Source organism: Alteromonas sp. V450, assembly GCF_001885075.1.
GTDB lineage: Bacteria > Pseudomonadota > Gammaproteobacteria > Enterobacterales > Alteromonadaceae > Alteromonas.
The window spans coordinates 3,694,457-3,711,047 of sequence record NZ_MODU01000004.1; the positions used below are offsets into that span (position 1 = coordinate 3,694,457).

The 16,591-nt window shown below is 45.0% G+C and carries 12 protein-coding genes; 6 read left to right on the top strand and 6 right to left on the bottom strand.

Features of this window, described 5'->3' with window-relative positions; genetic code table 11:
- Position 1 precedes the first annotated feature (1 nt).
- A complete protein-coding gene (locus BK026_RS16255; RefSeq protein WP_256253866.1) occupies positions 2-685 on the top strand; it encodes a hypothetical protein in 684 nt (227 codons plus the stop codon).
- Between the two features lie 201 nt (positions 686-886).
- Positions 887-1,471 (top strand): hypothetical protein, encoded by a 585-nt coding sequence (locus BK026_RS16260; RefSeq protein ID WP_071816776.1) that lies wholly within the window; start codon positions 887-889, stop codon positions 1,469-1,471.
- A gap of 31 nt (positions 1,472-1,502) precedes the next feature.
- Here BK026_RS16260 and BK026_RS16265 read toward each other — a convergent pair whose 3' ends face one another.
- Positions 1,503-3,413 carry a methyl-accepting chemotaxis protein gene (locus tag BK026_RS16265; protein ID WP_071816777.1) on the bottom strand — a complete coding sequence of 637 codons (1,911 nt, stop codon included), beginning with the start codon at positions 3,411-3,413 and terminating at the stop codon, positions 1,503-1,505.
- Positions 3,414-3,725: 312 nt separating this feature from the next.
- Positions 3,726-5,915, bottom strand: a complete 2,190-nt coding sequence (locus tag BK026_RS16270; protein WP_071816778.1) for a M3 family metallopeptidase — start codon at positions 5,913-5,915, stop codon at positions 3,726-3,728.
- Positions 5,916-6,289: 374 nt separating this feature from the next.
- On the opposite strand from BK026_RS16270, the gene BK026_RS16275 reads away from it, so the two are divergent.
- The gene (locus BK026_RS16275; RefSeq protein WP_071816779.1) at positions 6,290-6,727 is read left to right on the top strand and encodes a hypothetical protein; all 438 of its coding nucleotides are present in this window, start codon (positions 6,290-6,292) and stop codon (positions 6,725-6,727) included.
- Positions 6,728-6,811: 84 nt separating this feature from the next.
- On the opposite strand, the gene purU is transcribed toward BK026_RS16275, so the two are convergent.
- Positions 6,812-7,666: a formyltetrahydrofolate deformylase gene (gene purU / locus BK026_RS16280; protein ID WP_071816780.1), complete on the bottom strand. Its 855-nt coding sequence runs from the start codon at positions 7,664-7,666 to the stop codon at positions 6,812-6,814.
- A 185-nt stretch (positions 7,667-7,851) separates the two neighbouring features.
- A complete protein-coding gene (thpR, locus tag BK026_RS16285) occupies positions 7,852-8,505 on the bottom strand; it encodes an RNA 2',3'-cyclic phosphodiesterase (protein WP_071816781.1) in 654 nt (217 codons plus the stop codon).
- A gap of 156 nt (positions 8,506-8,661) precedes the next feature.
- Here thpR and hrpB point away from each other — a divergent pair, with 156 nt between their 5' ends.
- Both hrpB and BK026_RS16295 read left to right on the top strand, forming a co-directional pair.
- Positions 8,662-11,355 carry an ATP-dependent helicase HrpB gene (gene hrpB, locus BK026_RS16290; RefSeq protein ID WP_071816782.1) on the top strand — a complete coding sequence of 898 codons (2,694 nt, stop codon included), beginning with the start codon at positions 8,662-8,664 and terminating at the stop codon, positions 11,353-11,355.
- 123 nt (positions 11,356-11,478) lie between these two features.
- Complete coding sequence (locus tag BK026_RS16295; protein ID WP_071816783.1) at positions 11,479-12,297, top strand: DUF4198 domain-containing protein; 819 nt, start codon at positions 11,479-11,481, stop codon at positions 12,295-12,297.
- 81 nt (positions 12,298-12,378) lie between these two features.
- On the opposite strand, the gene BK026_RS16300 is transcribed toward BK026_RS16295, so the two are convergent.
- Positions 12,379-13,665 carry a lytic murein transglycosylase gene (locus tag BK026_RS16300; RefSeq protein ID WP_071816784.1) on the bottom strand — a complete coding sequence of 429 codons (1,287 nt, stop codon included), beginning with the start codon at positions 13,663-13,665 and terminating at the stop codon, positions 12,379-12,381.
- Positions 13,666-13,921: 256 nt separating this feature from the next.
- On the opposite strand from BK026_RS16300, the gene mrcB reads away from it, so the two are divergent.
- Positions 13,922-16,267, top strand: a complete 2,346-nt coding sequence (mrcB, locus tag BK026_RS16305) for a penicillin-binding protein 1B (RefSeq protein WP_071816785.1) — start codon at positions 13,922-13,924, stop codon at positions 16,265-16,267.
- A 136-nt stretch (positions 16,268-16,403) separates the two neighbouring features.
- Here the strand turns inward: mrcB and BK026_RS16310 are convergent, their stop codons facing one another.
- Positions 16,404-16,583, bottom strand: coding sequence for a hypothetical protein (locus BK026_RS16310; protein WP_071816786.1), 180 nt, complete (start codon positions 16,581-16,583; stop codon positions 16,404-16,406).
- Positions 16,584-16,591: the final 8 nt, after the last annotated feature.

Consider the following 16,591-nt stretch of genomic DNA (forward strand, 5'->3'; position numbering starts at 1 on the left):
TTTGTCACTGAATGACTCCGGTAATGATCCCGTCATTTTTACATTAGATTATAAAGGGAATATCGTAAACCAGTCAGGCCTTGGCGTAGATAATAAAGATTGGGAAGCGATTACGGCTGATGAGACTTTTTATTACATTGCAGATGTAGGTAATAACAAAGGTCGACGTGAGCAAGTCGAGATTTATCAAGTTTCAAAACACAGTCCAGAGCAACACGCTACTATTACTCTTAGGTATGCGGGCAATGATTCAAGTAACAACATTCCTTATGCGCACGATTATGACTCAGAGGCAATGGTAAAAGTTAGCGATGATTTATTACTCTTTTCAAAGAGTTGGAGAACAGGTATTACGCATGTTTACCATGTAAACGAGGCCCAGCCCGAACAAATGTTAAGTCCTATTGGCCTCATTAAGGGATTGCCTGGCGTGGTGACTGGCGTCGATTTTGATAAGACGCGCAATCTCTTTGTATTGGTTGGTTATAAATCTGATCCTTTCGGAAATTTCGCAACGTTTATGGCTCAAGTATCACTTAGCTACGAAGTTATAAACGTATGGCCATTAGAAAACTTTAAGCAGGTTGAAGGCGTATGTGTTGACAGCATAGGTGACTACTGGTTTTCGGAAGAAGCCACCGAAGGGCGGGCTGCTTCGTTGTCACGCGCTGTTATTACCCAATAATAAATTCGCCCGGTTACGTTCAGCACTACAAATGATGATATAGCTATATGTGATGATGCTTGCATCACTCTTGTTTTTTTCAATCCGTATTGCTTTTGCAATTTTAGTAAAATGGCTAATACCCTAATCTGAATTTGACTGACTATACTGACCATGAGGACAGAGTGTAAATATACTTTGTCATTATATGGGGCAGCGCTAATGCGACATTTGAACATAGCCATTACTGCGATTTTTATTTACTCGCTTTGTTTACCCTTGACGGTAAGAGCGTCAGCTGTAGAGCGCGCAGAAAAGTGGTTAAATCAGTACGCTGAACGCGGAGATGTTTTTTCACTGTCGCTAATAAAAAATAAAATAAAGTTCGAGGGGTGTAAGCAAAAACAGTATCAACTAGCATTAAGCCACAAGATAACCAATGAGCTTAATATTGATGCGGTTGTGTATTATAACAAAGGGCTTCTAGATTTTGGTGTATTGACCCAGCGCGTGAGAAGTCATGAGTTTGAAGTAGTCGGCTGGTGGAATAAAAAAGGGTATCGAATTGGGTTGAGCCATAAAGTTCGCCCTCGTCATACAATGACCCTCCCTTTATCAGACACTGTGTATCTACCTACATCGACCACCGCCGGCGTTTATATCGAACTGCCGCTAGCCAATGATAATCACCTACTGACGCTCGGAGCAATGCAAGAGTCATGGGATGGTAATAGTGCTTCAATTAACTTGCCGTGGCGTTCCAGCAAAGACAATCAGATAACGCTCACCTACGCCATCACTTATTAGCAACGGCGTAGCCTACGTTTCGGTTAAGATATCATAGTTTAAAGCGGCTCACTTCGGTTTCAAGCTCATTGGCTAACTTATCAAGTCTGTCGCTTACACTTACCAGTACTTGAGTGGCGTTTAACGTTTCTTCGCTTGAAGTGCTTATATCGTTAATGTTTCGGCTAATATCCTCTACTACGGTAGCCTGCTCTTCGGTTGCCGTTGCAACGTGCGTGTTAACATCGTTAATATGAGAAATTTCCTCTGCAATTTCCTGCAGAAGTTTATCTATTTCACTCGTTGCATCGACCACATCATGCGTTTTGTTTCTGCTGGATTCCATTTGTGATACTGCAGACTTTGAATCTTGCTGAAATTTATCAATTTTCACCTGAATTTCGTCGGTGGCTTGGGCTGCTCGTTGAGCGAGTGTTCTTACCTCATCAGCAACAACTGAAAAGCCTCTTCCATGATCTCCTGCGCGAGCAGCCTCAATAGCGGCGTTTAACGCAAGCAAGTTAGTTTGTTCGGATATGCCGCGAATTGTATCTAGTATGCCGCCAATAGCCGCTGTGTGTTCGTCAAGCGATTGAATGACAGTAGATACGGCTTGTATTTGCCCGGATAAGTCGTGAATAGCCTTCACAGCATGCTGCGTGACTTCGCGGCCATGACTCGAATTATTCGTGGCCAGGTTGGCATTTTGCGCGGCAAGCGTTGCTGATTTTGCCACTTCATTCACAGTACTTCCCATTTCTGTTAACGCTGCCGCAGCTTGAAGTGTTTTATCTCGTTGACTCTTGGTTGACAATTCTGTTTGATGAGACTGCTTCGCGACATCTTCTGCTGAAGCTTTGAGGGCATAGCTTGTTTTTGCAACTTTCGAGATGGTTCCGTGAAGATGGTCAATGAAATTGTTGAACCCTTCCACTAATCGCGCAATCTCTCTCTGTTCTGGTACAGTGATGCGCGAGCTTAAATCGCCCTGGCCTTGGCCAAGTTGTTGAAAAACGTCAGCTAATGATTCTAATGGTTTTGTGAGCGTACCCGCGAGCCAAATACCAATAAGAGCAAATGCTAAAGCAATGCCGATTGCCCATAGAATAATTTGTCTACTGCCGGCGTTTAACGTTGCGTAAAGCTCATGTTCTGGGACTTGTGCAATCACGTACCATCCAGCTTTTTTCACATAGGTGCTTGCAAAAAGCTGTGTGTCATGACCTGAGTGGCTTGTTGCCATCGCAAAGCCTTGTTCAGTGAGAAGCTTACTTGCGGCTTTCGCATCGCTTAACGAAGACAATGTGGATTTGCCCAGTAGACTGGTATCTGGATGGGCTATGATAGTGCCGTTACCATCTACTAAAAAAACGAACCCTGTTTGTGCTATTTTCACGGCATTCACAATATCGAGTAATTCGTCAACAGACTTTGCGACTCCAGACATCCCCCTGCCACTTATTTGCTGATAATTTGCGAACAGACGATACCCTTGTCCTGGTTCATTATAGAGGCTCAGTGATATGGGTTGGCCACTGTTCTTATACGCAAAAAACCAACCATCAAATTCATCGTTTTTTAATTGGCGTAAGAAACCGTCTTGGTTCCAATATTTATAAGTCTTTCGGTCTACAAAAGATGCAACGGTTAAGTTATTAAATGCAACAATGTTGCTTAAGTAATTTACGAGTCTCGTTTCACCAGATTTGTCCGCTCCAGATTCGGACCATGCGAGAATATCTGGATTAGAAGCGATACTGTGTGCAACCGTCAGCATAACGCTCGCTTCTTTATCCACACGGTTGCCAATTTGCTTAAGTAGTGAAGGAAGTTGAGTGGATTCCATGTTCTCTTTCATAAGATCACGGGCAATCCACTGGCTAACTGAGCCAACCAAAATTGCAGCGGCGAGGACTGCAACAATAAGAGAAATAATAAGTTTTTGTTTTATACTGAAAGTCATGACTTTCGACCACGTTAGTTAATGCTGATGAAAAAATATGTATGACGAGGCACTCAGGCTCAGCAACGTCTTGAAGTACTAATCCTTCGCATTGATATATTTTTATTATTGCATGCGCGGACTTTGTTATCGGCTAATCAATGAGAAAGTTTATTGTTTCCATTGGTTTAGCCAAACACTTTTGATTGTGCGGCAAAATTGACCAAGGGGTCAATGAAAATAATGACCAAAGGCAAAGAAGTGTTGATAGCTTTTTAGTGATTAAGCGAGTCACTGCCAAAGCAGTAACCCGCATGAGAAAGCCAGGATTGGCTACATTATAGGTTCAACAGTGACGGGAAAGCCTCGGTCGCGCATAAGTGCTTCCACATTTGCATCACGACCACGGAACTTGCGATAGGCTTCTGCCGGATCCATTGCGTTACGCACGGCAAATAAATATTTAACTAACCTGTCGCCGACTTCTTTGTCATAAAAACCGCCGGGTGCTTCCATAAAGGCTTCAGCAGCGTCAGCTGTTAAAACCTCTGCCCACATGTAGCCATAGTAAGCTGCAGCGTAGCCCTCGCTTGAAAAAACATGGCCGAAATGCGGCGAACGGTGTCGCATGACTATTTCCTTTGGCATGCCCAGTTTATTTAACTCTTCACGCTCAAACGTATCAGGCTCAATTTTGCTAGGGTCTGTCGTATGGTATTTCAGATCCATAATGGCGGAAGCCATATACTCTGTCGTAGCAAAGCCTTCATTAAACGTTGCTGCTTTCTTTATTTTCTCAACAAGTTCTGCGGGAATTGGCTCACCCGTTTCGTGATGTACCAGATAGTTGTTGATAACTTCATCGGTCGTTAACCAACGTTCTAACAACTGAGACTGAAACTCTGTGTAATCTCGAACACCAGAGTGAGAGGAAGGGTATTTAACATCTGACGCTAAAAAGTGAAGGGCATGACCAAACTCATGGAAATAAGTTTCAGCATCATCCCAAGAAATAAGCGTAGCCTCTCCGTCAGCGCCCTTAACAAAGTTAGAGTTGTTAGAGGACAACACAGTTTTCTTGCCGTCAAATGTAGTATAAGAGCGATAAGTGGTTGCCCATGCGCCAGAACGTTTGCCTTGACGAGCGAAAGGATCTAAATACCAGAGGCCTATGTGCTCTCCACTGTCTTTGTCGGTGACTTCCCATACTTTCACATCTTCATGAAAAACGGGAACCTCACCCTCTTTTACCGGAGAAAAGTTAAAGTTGAATACGCGACCTGCTACGTAAAACATGGCTTCGCGCAATTTGTCGAGCTGAAGGTATTGCTTTACTTCATTAGAGTCTAAATCGTACTTAGCCTTACGTACTTTTTCTGCGTAAAAACGATAGTCCCAAGGCTCAATGGTGATACCGGCATCTTCTTTATCAGCGATAGCCTGCATATCAGCAACTTCTTCTTCAACACGTGCAATGGCAGCAGGCCACACCTTCATCATTAAATCCATGGCATTTTCTGGGTTTTTAGCCATGCGATCTTCCAAGCGCCACTGAGCATAATTATCATAACCCAATAATGCGACGCGCTCGTCTCTAAGCGTTAAAATTCGTTTGATTATGTCGTTATTATCGAAGCTATCACCGTTGTCACCTCGGTTGTAATAGGTTCTCCATACTTTCTCACGCAGCTCTCGATTAGTGGAATAAGTTAAAAAGGGGTCCATCGATGAGCGAGTATTGGTTATTGCATATTTGCCTTGTTCGCCACGAGATTCAGCGGCAGCTTTTGCTGCCTTTACAAAGGAGTCTGGCAGGCCTTCAAGTTGCGCTTCAGTGATATAGGTAACGTAATTTTCTTCATCAGCAAGAATGTTCGTTGAAAATTTGGTTTGAAGCGTTGCCAACTCTTCATTAATTTCAGCGTATCGTTTTTTTGCTTCACCATCTAAAGTCGCACCGTTACGAGCAAAATTGTTATACGTCATCCAGGTAATGCGTTGTTCTTCAGGCGTTAAAGTCGAAAGGGCTTCAGATTCGTAAACGGCTTTAACTCGTTCAAAAAGCTTTTCGTTCTGAGTAATTTGAGTAAAGAAAGCAGACAGCTTCGGCGACATCTCTGCTTGGATTTCGCGAAACTCTGGACTAGATTTGTTTGCGCTGTAGATTCCGTAATACGTGAATACGCGGTTAAGTTCAGCTCCCGCTCGCTCCATTTCAACGATAACGTTATCGAATGTCGGTGGCGCTTCATTGTTTGCAATAGCCTCTATTTCTGCTAGGTTCAATTGCATCGCCTGCTCTAGCGCTGGTTTTAGATCTTCAAGCTTCATCTTATCAAACGCCGGCACGCCGCCGTAAGGGCCTTTAAATTCCTGAAGTAGCACATTGTTGAATTGAGCCTGCTGAGAGGCTTCTGTGTTTTGAGCATCTTTATCGGTAGCCTCAGTTGTTTTAGGATCCGAACATGCGCCTAGTGCAATAATAACCGCCATGGCGGTAAGTGAAGATTTAAATTTTCCCATGTGTATTCCTGTCATTTTGTTATTTATTTTTCAGCAATAATCTTAAGGTAATGCAAATACAAGTTAAATGCTCTTTAACGTAATTCCGCGCAATATAACGGCTTAATACCCGTTCGCATAGATGATCGCCCATCCAGAGCTCTCTGAAAGGAAGGATTATTTTTGCAAACTGATATTACGATAAGTTGCAGCGGTATAACGTGGGGGCTTGCTGCTACTGAAGCACTATTTGCGCTATCCAACTTATGGTATTACTTGAAGCTCAAGCGGAACTTGAAAGTAACGGTTGTTTAACTTTCCATATTGAATCTAGCCGAAGATTATGATTTTATGATGTTTTTTACTTTGAAAGTGGGATCTATCAAGGACGAACTATGCGAAATAAACAAAAGGACAGATTGCCCCTTTTAATTTTTCCGGTGCTACTTCTGCTACTTTTCGTTATTAACTTAACTGCTGACAGCCGATTGTCAACCGTTACAGCGATAGCTAGCGTGGCTGTTTTAATAGGCTTTATTGCTTATGTGCGAAGTGAGCGTTACAGCAGACGTTTTCCGATAGAGCGCTTAATAACAAAAGAAGATAAGTTGATTGTTTTTGACCAGCTTTACGGCAGTAAGCAACCACCACTTAAATTACCAGTCGAAGGTATTTATGCCCTTAATTTTTCATACCACTACCTAGGCGTTATTGTCGATAAAAACGGTAAGGGCTACGATTTTTACTATCCACATAAGGCGTCAGTTATAGAAGAAAGGCTCAAACGAGTTATCGGCAATGACACTTTTGACAAAATAAAGATTAACACCTAAAAACGGTACGGAATATACGAAACCCAAAGCTAGCGCAGTGCGTTTGGGTTTCGGGGGCTTGCTAATGAGCTTTAGTCACCGTCATTAAGCAAATACCACGGTTTTATTTCTGTGAATGATCACGCGGTCTTCTAAATGATAGCGCACGCCATGAGCTAGTGCCGTTACTTCACAATCTTTACCCTTACGCACCATATCAGCTGCACTGTCGCTGTGACTGATACGTTTAACACTCTGCTCAATAATAGGGCCTTCATCTAAATCTTTAGTAACGTAGTGACAGGTTGCGCCGATTAACTTTACGCCGCGATCATAGGCTTGCTGGTATGGCTTAGCACCGGCAAAGCTCGGCAAAAAGCTGTGGTGAATGTTAATGGCTTTACCTTGCAACTCTTGGCAAAGCATATCAGGTAAAATCTGCATAAAGCGGGCAAGCACGGTCAAATCAATTTTGTATTCTTGAAGTAAAGTCGTGATTTGCGCAAAAGCGGCTTCTTTCCCTAACGCTTTAAAGTCTACCCAATGAAAAGGGACTTTGTACCAGTCTGCAAACTGTTTCATTTGCGGGTGGTTACCAATAATAACTGGAATATCGCAGTGTAGTTCGCCTGTGTGCCAGCGGTGAAGCAGGTCAACTAAACAGTGAGACTCAAGGCTGGCAAGCAGAGCGACGCGCTGTTTTTTGCTGGAGTCGCTCAGCTTCCAGTTCATCTGATATTCGTTAGCAAGCGGGGTGAATTCTTTCACAAAGCTTTGATGATCTAGTTTTAGCGAGTCGGTGCTAATTTCATGGCGCATGAAAAAGCGGCCAGTTTGTAAGTCAGTGTGATGGCTTGCTTCAACGATGGTAGCGTTATGGTCAGCCAAAAATTGTGACACGCTGGCAACGAGCCCAATTTGGTCTGGGCAGTCTATTACTAATCTAAATGTTTGTTGCATTTGGGCAGTTTGAATAAAAAAACAGGCTTTCTTTTTACCTGTGCCATCAGGCGTTGTAAAGGCGGCGCGCTACTTTAAACCAGCTTAAATTGCTATAACTCATAATCACACGCGGTCTTAAACTAAAAAGGTGTGAGTCAAATGAACATCAGTTTACCCAAGTTAGCACGGTATTGCGTTTGCCTTTACTCGTCGGTTATTCCTCGGCGCAGCTTTTCTCTCACCGACATATTGTGTTTTAACGGCCAAGACTGGCGGATAGGGTAGACTACCCCTTGCGGTGTCGAGACAGACTCAAAAAGGTGAAATGCCGAAACGTGAATGTCTACATTGGGGTTATAAAGAGGTAGAGGCAGGCTCGACGTGGCCTTTCTAACAAGCGTAACGTGAGGCTTGTATTCTCTGCTTTCTACCTCTATTGCCGCTTTGCGGGCTGCTTTTCGTGACAGTTTAGCGAGTTCACCTAGCGCCTTTGGCGCATCTGTCGGCGAAGCGAAGAGTATTTTAGGGCCGCTCCATAATCCCGTTGCATCGAGCGTTAAAGAAAAGGGTTCGCTCACAAGCTGATCGAGTTCATACACCAGTGCCTCGTGCTGACGGTGATTTATCTCGCCTAAAAAGCTAAGTGTAATATGGAAGTTTGCCGCTGGCACTGCGTATGGTTGCGCAGGCCCTTGGCTACTGGTGTGATCGTAGCGCTTATTGGACGACTTTCGAGAACGAATAGGCTCGCTTTTTACCCATTGACGGGGCATAACTTCAGGCAGCGCCTGCTGGCGCCAGCTATCTAGAGCAAGTTTTTCTGTGGCGCTAAGATCTAATCCAATAAAGCTTCGCATAGCTTTCCTCCTTCAAATTTGCCCTTTCGTCTGTACATCACGTTGATGTCCATACGAGCCTAAGTTTACCATGGCGCTAACTACGAATTCCAAAACAAGACGCAAGTGTTGAGCTATTTACCAAATTTAAAAAAATAGCAGTGATGTTCAGGTGCATTGCTCAAATCAGGTACACTATATCCATCAACTTATAACACCTTTATGCCCTTTATGTTACAGCCGTTTTCTCATTTGCCCGCTTATGAACTCGTTACGCCGCTCGAAGAAGCTGTAGTCGCAAGCAACGTCATCATAGGCGCGCCTCCAGGCGCGGGAAAGTCAACCGTGCTGCCTTTGTCTCTGCTGAAATCATCGCTCAAAGGAAAAATATTGCTTATGCAGCCGCGGCGCGTGGTGGTGAGAAATCTTGCAGACTACTTGGCTAGGCAATTGAATGAGAATGTGGGAGAAACGATTGGCTATCGCATTAAGGGGGAGTCGAAAACATCGTCTGCCACTCGGCTTGAGATCATAACCGAAGGGGTGCTGAGTCGTATGATTCAGCAAGACCCTGAGCTTGACGGTGTAGCCGCTATTGTCTTCGATGAATTTCACGAACGCAGTATTCACAGTGACTTCGGCTTAGCACTTGCGCTTGAAGTCCAGTCCGGGCTTCGCGATGACTTACGACTAGTTGTAATGTCGGCTACCTTGGATGTAACACCCCTTCAAACGTTGCTCAACGCGCATAGCGTATTGCCAGTGGTGAACTTGAATACCGAAGGGCGCATGTTTCCCGTTGATATCCGCTATACACAAGATATGCAGGCGTACGAGTTAGTACCCAAAACCTGCAATATTATAAAGCAGGCAGTAGGCGAACACGACGGCGATATGTTGGTTTTCCTTCCTGGGCGAGGAAGCATCAATGCTGTTGCCAAAGAGATAAAAGATTTAGCAGAGAGCATGGAAATAGCCGTTCACATGCTCCATGGTGCGCTAAGCAAATCAGCGCAGCAAGCCGCTATTGCACCAGACCCGCAAGGCAGACGAAAAATCATATTATCTACCAATATTGCTGAAACGAGTCTTACCATTGAGGGCGTGACGGTGGTTATTGATAGCTTATGGGAAAACAGTGCTCAGTATCACCCGTCCAGTGACATTACAGCGCTTACCCAGCAGCGTATTTCGCAAGCATCCGCTATTCAAAGGGCGGGGCGAGCGGGGCGGGTAATGGCCGGAACCTGCTATCGTTTGTGTAGCAAAAGCAGCTTCGAGCGTTTGGCCAAACACAATGCGGCTCAAATTGAAAAGGAAGACTTAAGTAGCTTTTTGCTTGATACCTTAGCCTGGGGCAGTAGCCCAGATACCTTGGCATTATTGACGAAGCCTACACAAGCGCAGCAACAGGTTGCACAACAAAAGCTTCAGCGGGTTAATGCTATCTCACAATCCAGTATTACTCCCTATGGAAGAGCGCTGGCCCAGTTACCCTGTCAGCCCCATTTAGCCCACTTATTGCTGACCGTTAAACAAGGAATTGATGGACTTAGTGCCGATAAAAACGACGCGCTTCGCTTTGCGGCACCGTTTGTTGTGGCTCTTAGCGAAGGTAATATCAGCGTGGGTGGCACCACTAACGTAATAGATGCGCTGCTTCTCGCCAATAGCATCACGCGCAGTCAGCTTATACAACAAGCTGCCCGTTATGCGCGCTACGTACAAAACAATGATGGAAAAGCACAGCGGAACCCTGATATTAACGAACTAGATGAGCAAGCCCTTGGGCTTTGTATCGCCATCGCATTTCCTTTGCAGGTGGGCTACAGGCGCAGTGCGCCAGATAAATCAGCAGAGAGCTCGAATACAACAAAGGGTAAGCCTAAGACCAGTATAGTCGAATACAAACTGGCAAGTGGCAAAGGTGCAGAGCTCACTGCTGCTGGTAGTGCGTCCATTTTTAATGAGAGTGAAAATGGCGATGGACCATGGCTGGCAGTGCTCGACGGGCAGCTGATAAAAAGCACGGTGGCAATACGCTTGGCACAGTCAGTGCCTGAAAGCTGGTTGCGTTTAGCCTTTCCTGACGCGTTCAAAGAAAAGCGTAGCGTTATTCTTAACAGCGATACTGGAGTAATGGAAGCTAGAGTTAGTACGGGCTTTTATGAGATAACGTTAAATAGCACACCAGTTTCAGGACAGGAAAAAAGTCGTGAAAAAGCATTCTGGGATGATGTGTTATGCAACGCATGGTTCGCCTATCTTGACGCACTTCCTCTATCAAGTTGGCCACTTTCTGAGACAGACTGGCAATGGTGGCGAAGAGTGGTAATGGCTGGGAAGCTCAATTTGCCACAAGACAAAGCCTTCGATGAACCCGACCCGTGGCCGTTGTCATTGAGCGACCTTGTAAATAAGGCCAAAGACAGTTTAGCGCCTGTCTTGAAAAACTGTAAAAACATCAAAAACCTTAAGCAGTTACCATGGAAAACAGCCTTGAATAATGGTTTGTCTTGGCCTCAGCAAGATGCGTTAGCCACCCTATTGCCCACTCACGTAACGATACCAACGGGCAGAGAGGCGAGCTTGGATTATCGTGACAATGGCGATGTGGTGCTGTCGGTTAAAATGCCAGAGTTGTATTCGCAAAGCATGCCATTAACGATAGCAAACGGGCGAGTTACGGTTGTTTGCGAGCTACTGTCGCCAGCAGGTAGACCGTTACAAACCACCAGTGATTTAGCGACCTTTTGGCAAGGGAGTTATAAGGAAATACAAAAAGAAATGAAGGGGCGCTATCCAAAGCACTTTTGGCCAGATGACCCCGCAAATGCAGCGCCGACCAGCAAAACAAAAAAACATATGTAGTTCGCCTGCAGATACGCTGTCTTCGAATATAATATGTTTAGTTTTTACAACAGTAGCCGTTTTCTAAAAACTACGCTAAGTTGGTGAAGAAACCTTACATTTTTATCTGGGTTAACTTACGCCATGAAATTATCTTACATCATTACTGCTATTTGTTTACTCGTCACTTCAATTAACGCGCAAGCACATGATTTCTGGTTGGAGCCTGCTGTTTATCGCTCCCAAAATCCGAGCTCGATAGCATTGCAATTTAAAGTGGGTCATAAAGAAGATACGTCACATTGGAATCTTGCTTGGGATCGGATAGTAGCGCTACGCACTTATTCTTCTGACGGTGTGACGGATATGGCCGCTAGCGTTGTACCTAAAACCTCAATGCTTCCGGGCATGGCGAAAACGGCAACGCTCTCACCGGGCTCCCATATCATTGGGCTTGAAAGCTATCACGCTACTAGCGTGTTGAAAGCAAAAAAGTTTAATCAATATGCAAAAGAAGAAGGCTTAATCGACATATTGTCGTATCGTGAGTCCAGAGGACAGAACGATATCGCTGGGAAAGAGTTGTACTCTAGAAAGGCGAAAACCATTGTACAAGTTGGTGATGTGGTAACGAGCAACGCATTAAAACCCATTGGCCATACGTTAGAAATAGTGCCGCTTGAGCATCCGTATAAACTTACCAGTGACACACTATCTATACAGGTACTATTTAAAGGAAAACCCTTAAGCAACGCACTTATAGATGCATTGTCGCTGGTCGATCATAACGCTAGAGAGCAAGCGATAACAACAGACAGTGAGGGCAAGGCAACGTTTAAGTTTGACGTTCAAGGGCCAGTAATCCTTACCACTGTATGGGGAGTGCCACTATCAAGTAGCGCAGAAGCAGATTTTGAAACCTATTTTGCAAGCCTAACGTTTGAGTACTTCAGCAACCAATAAGGTGAGAGGTTTTTGCCTTATTGGTTACTGAAAATGCCAAATGATTAATGCGCCCCTGAAAGGGCGCTGTTTCAATCAAGATTAAGAGTTAGCTTTGCTTGCCAGGTCAATATTAAGTGCAGCCATCACTTCAAGGCCCGGGAAGCCATCTGCAATCATGTTGTTACTAATTTGGTAGTTGCGAATACCTTCGCGGGTGGCTGGACCAATGATACCGTCGGGATTGCCTACATCAAAGCCCAATTCATTCAGCTTGCTTTGAAGGGCAATAATATCTTTGCGACTGTACGCGGGCAGGTCAGGCAATGTGGCTGTAATACCTGATGCACCAGCAATGCGGTCGGCTAATACACCCACGGCGATGGCGTAAAACTCAGAGTTATTCCAGCGCATAATAACGCGGAAGTTTTTGTAGGCGATAAAAGCAGGGCCGTTATGTCCTGCAGGCACTATCACATAGGCTGACGTATCGCCTTCTCCCAATTCAGCGCCATTTGCTTTTTTCAAGCCTTGGGCGTTCCATTCGCTAAGCGACTTTCTATTTTTATAGCCAGACTCTTGATAGTCGAAGCTTTCAGGAAGTTGCACTTCACGCCCCCAGCGGAAGCTACGTTCCCAGCCAAGGCTGGCAAGGAAGTTAGCCGCAGAAGATAGCGCATCTTCTTCGCTAGCCCACAAGTTAATTTGCCCGTCGCCGTCTCCATCAATAGCGTAATGGGTATACGCTGAAGGCATAAACTGAGTATGACCCATTGCACCGGCCCATGATCCAATCATGTCTTCTTTTTGCAGCTTCTCTCGTTCCATCAGCTTTACCGCTACCAGAAATTCTTGAGTAAAGTAGGTGCTTCTTCGTTTATCACAAGCCAACGTGGCTAATGAGTCGAGAACCGGCATTTTGCCTTTGTACGAACCAAAGTTTGTTTCTAACCCCCAGAACGCAAGAAGATAATGAGGAGGTACGCCGTACTTATCGTTCAGCCTATGCAAAAGCTGTTCATGCTTTGCATACATTTCCTTACCTTTGTTTGTGCGCCAATCAGTAACGCGTTTGCTGAAATAACCTGGGAAGGTTTGTACAAATTCGGGTTGACTTCGGTCTAGTTCAATTACGCGGTCTTGATGCACGAGATGTGGAAATACGTCATCGATAACTTGTTGGCTAACGCCCTCTTGCTTAGCTTTATCGGCGAGGCTGGCGGTGCAGCTAGCGAACTGGTCATTAGCAAACGCCGGGCTTATCGACGCACTCGCCATAAGCAGTGTAAGAGACGTGCGAAGTGACAATCGAAAAGATGAGACGTAAGACTTGGCCTCTACGAGCGAACGGTTAGAGAAAAAAGAAAACTTGAGTGGAGCTAAGCGCATAGTACGGTTCCTGTGTTACTTGCAAGCATGCTATCGCATTGTGACCTTCAAACGCGAGTAAAATTCATTGTTGTCGTCCATTGTGCAAGCAGCCTAAGGCGTGTAAACAGTGTTTGAATTAGTAGTGTGCCTATTTGGAAACAGTTGTTGAGTGGCTGCCCGAATGGTAATGTTAACAGGATTAAAACTAACGTTTTTTAAATCCATATCGCACTACGTGCGATTTCATCTTCAATGATCTGCATGGCGCTTACACGTGGCAAAAAGGCAAACAAAAGATAAATCCTCTTCTAAAAGCAAAGCACCTCGAAACGATAAAAGTCCGAGCAAGCGCTCGTGGTTTTTCAAACTGTTTTGGCGAGTGACGTTAATTGGCTTGGTCGTGCTTGGGGCGTATGCGTTTTACCTCGACGCACAAATCAAACACGCATTCTCTGGAAACAAGTGGGAGGTGCCGGCGCAGATCTTTGCCCGTCCGTTGGAAATTAGTAAAGGCGAAGAAATTACGCCTCAAGAAGTCATCGATGAACTTAATCTGCTGGGTTACCGCAAAGTAACCTTTGCCGACAGTAGTGGTGAATACAGTTATCAAAATAGAGTACTAACAGTGCAGCGTCGCGCGTTTCAGTTTCCTGAAGGTGCAGAACCTTTGCGCCATTTGGTGATAACGTGGGAAGGGGCGCGCATTGGTGAAATTTACGATAAGTCCCAAAGTCGACCTTTTGGTTCAGTAAAACTTGAACCTTGGTTAGTAACGCGTATGACAAGCGGATCGCAAGAAGACCGTATGCTGGTGACGTTAGACACCATTCCAGAAATGTTACCTAAAGCACTAACGCTGGTTGAAGACCGCAATTTCTATAACCACCATGGTGTGGCGCCGCTTTCAATACTTCGAGCCCTTATGGCGAATATTGCTGCCGGTCGTACCGTTCAAGGTGGCAGTACGCTAACGCAGCAGCTGGTTAAAAATATGTTTTTAACCCGTGAGCGTTCAATAGTGCGTAAAGCAAAAGAAGCGTTAATGGCAGTGATCATTGATGCCCGTTATAGCAAATCAGAAATTATTGAAGCGTACTTAAACGAGGTGTTCTTAGGCCAAAACGGCGATATGGCCGTGCACGGCTTCGGGCTTGCCAGTTATTTCTATTTTGACCGACCGGCGAACGAGCTAAGTACGCCCGAGATAGCCACGCTGGTTGCTATTATCAAAGGCCCATCTTATTACAACCCACGCAGATATGCCGAGCGCACGAAAGAGCGTCGTGACCTGGTGCTGCGAATGTTGTTTGATGAAAATGAAATTAGCCGTCAAGACTACGAACGGTTTGTGAATATGCCGTTAGGGCTTGCCAGTGGTGCAAGTTTAGCAAGCGGTAAACACCCTGCATTTATGGAGCAGGTGCGTAAAGAACTTAATGAAATTCTGGCAGAACCCAGCTTAAGAGACTCAGGGGTAAAAGTGTTTACCACACTAGACATTGTGGCTCAACGCCGCGCTGAAAGCGCATTGTCGGGTACGTTAGACGGTTTGCAAAAAGACAGAAAAGTGCCTTTACAGGGCGCTATGGTAGTCACCGACAGCGCCAGTGGTGAAGTTCGCGCTATCGTCGGCGGAAGGGACTTTGCATTCAAGGGCTTTAATCGTGCGCTAGACGCAAAACGTCCAATTGGCTCGTTGATTAAACCTGCGGTTTACTTAACCGCATTAGAGGATCCAACACAATTTAACTTGGCTACGCCGCTTCAAGATGAACCCATCACCCTTGAAAGTCGAAATGGAAAAACGTGGTCGCCGCAAAACTACGACAAAGAATTCAGAGGTCAGGTGCCTTTACTTCAAGGGCTTGTCGAGTCGCTAAATGTGCCAACGGTTAATTTAGGCATGCAAATAGGGCTGGATGCGTTGGCCGACACGATTGAGCGACTAGGGGTAACGACACCGGTTGACAAAGTGCCTTCGCTAACCCTTGGTGCTTTTGAGTTGACCCCTTTTAGTACCAATCAAATGTATCAGACATTATCAAACGATGGACGTTATATTCCTCTTCACACGGTGACTTCTGTCGTAACGGCTGATAATGCTCTATTGTGGAAAAAGGCCGAGTTTTTTTCACAGCGTACCGATGAAGCCGCAACCTATCTGCTTAACTATGCGTTGTATAAAGTCACCACCGAAGGAACAGCAAAGCGTATAGGTTGGAATTTTGGCAATGTAAATATGGCCGGCAAAACGGGCACCACAGACGATTATCGCGACAGTTGGTTTAGTGGCTTCGATAGAAACAATGTGGTTACAGTTTGGGTTGGTAACGATGATAATCAACCGGTAAATTTAACTGGTGCAGGTGGTGCCTTGCCCGTCTTCATTAACTACATGAAATCTCAGTCGCCTAAATCGTTATCAAGGCGTTTCCCCAAAGGTCTAGGCATTGCACATTTTAACGCAAAAACTGGGGAAGTGGTTGTGGCCGGGTGTGCGGGCAGCTTGAGCGTGCCTGCTATCTTAGATGTACTTCCTCCGCCTCAGCAAGACTGTTCCGGGCGGCCAGTAAGAGAAAATAAAGATAAGAAAAGCTGGTGGGAACGGATATTTGGATAAAAAAACTCCAGAGAGAAGATAGAAAGTGCAATCACTTGGCTTGAAATCGCAGAACGGGCATTCCACTATATTTTCTATCTTCCTCTGGAGAAAAGCTGCCAGGGAAAGGCTAATTCTTAAGTTGCTTATTTCGGCTTCAAACCATACCGGAAGGGCCAATATGCTTGAACGAAATTGGTTTAATTCTGTCTACGCTTTGTGCGTTTTCAGTGCCCTTTTTGAGAAAATGTCGGGCAGTTGAAAAGAGTAATGCACTGACAATAAAAGCGATAAACGGCCCGAGTACTACCATTAAAAATGTACTGACAGTCAACATTGCAGTCT

Coding starts and splice junctions, on each gene's coding strand:
- BK026_RS16265 (WP_071816777.1), bottom strand. CDS start 3,413: ATGACTTTCAGTATAAAACAAAAACTTATTATTTCTCTTATTGTTGCA.
- BK026_RS16260 (WP_071816776.1), top strand. CDS start 887: ATGCGACATTTGAACATAGCCATTACTGCGATTTTTATTTACTCGCTT.
- BK026_RS16295 (WP_071816783.1), top strand. CDS start 11,479: ATGAAATTATCTTACATCATTACTGCTATTTGTTTACTCGTCACTTCA.
- BK026_RS16275 (WP_071816779.1), top strand. CDS start 6,290: ATGCGAAATAAACAAAAGGACAGATTGCCCCTTTTAATTTTTCCGGTG.
- thpR (WP_071816781.1), bottom strand. CDS start 8,505: ATGCGAAGCTTTATTGGATTAGATCTTAGCGCCACAGAAAAACTTGCT.
- BK026_RS16270 (WP_071816778.1), bottom strand. CDS start 5,915: ATGGGAAAATTTAAATCTTCACTTACCGCCATGGCGGTTATTATTGCA.
- purU (WP_071816780.1), bottom strand. CDS start 7,666: ATGCAACAAACATTTAGATTAGTAATAGACTGCCCAGACCAAATTGGG.
- BK026_RS16310 (WP_071816786.1), bottom strand. CDS start 16,583: ATGTTGACTGTCAGTACATTTTTAATGGTAGTACTCGGGCCGTTTATC.
- BK026_RS16300 (WP_071816784.1), bottom strand. CDS start 13,665: ATGCGCTTAGCTCCACTCAAGTTTTCTTTTTTCTCTAACCGTTCGCTC.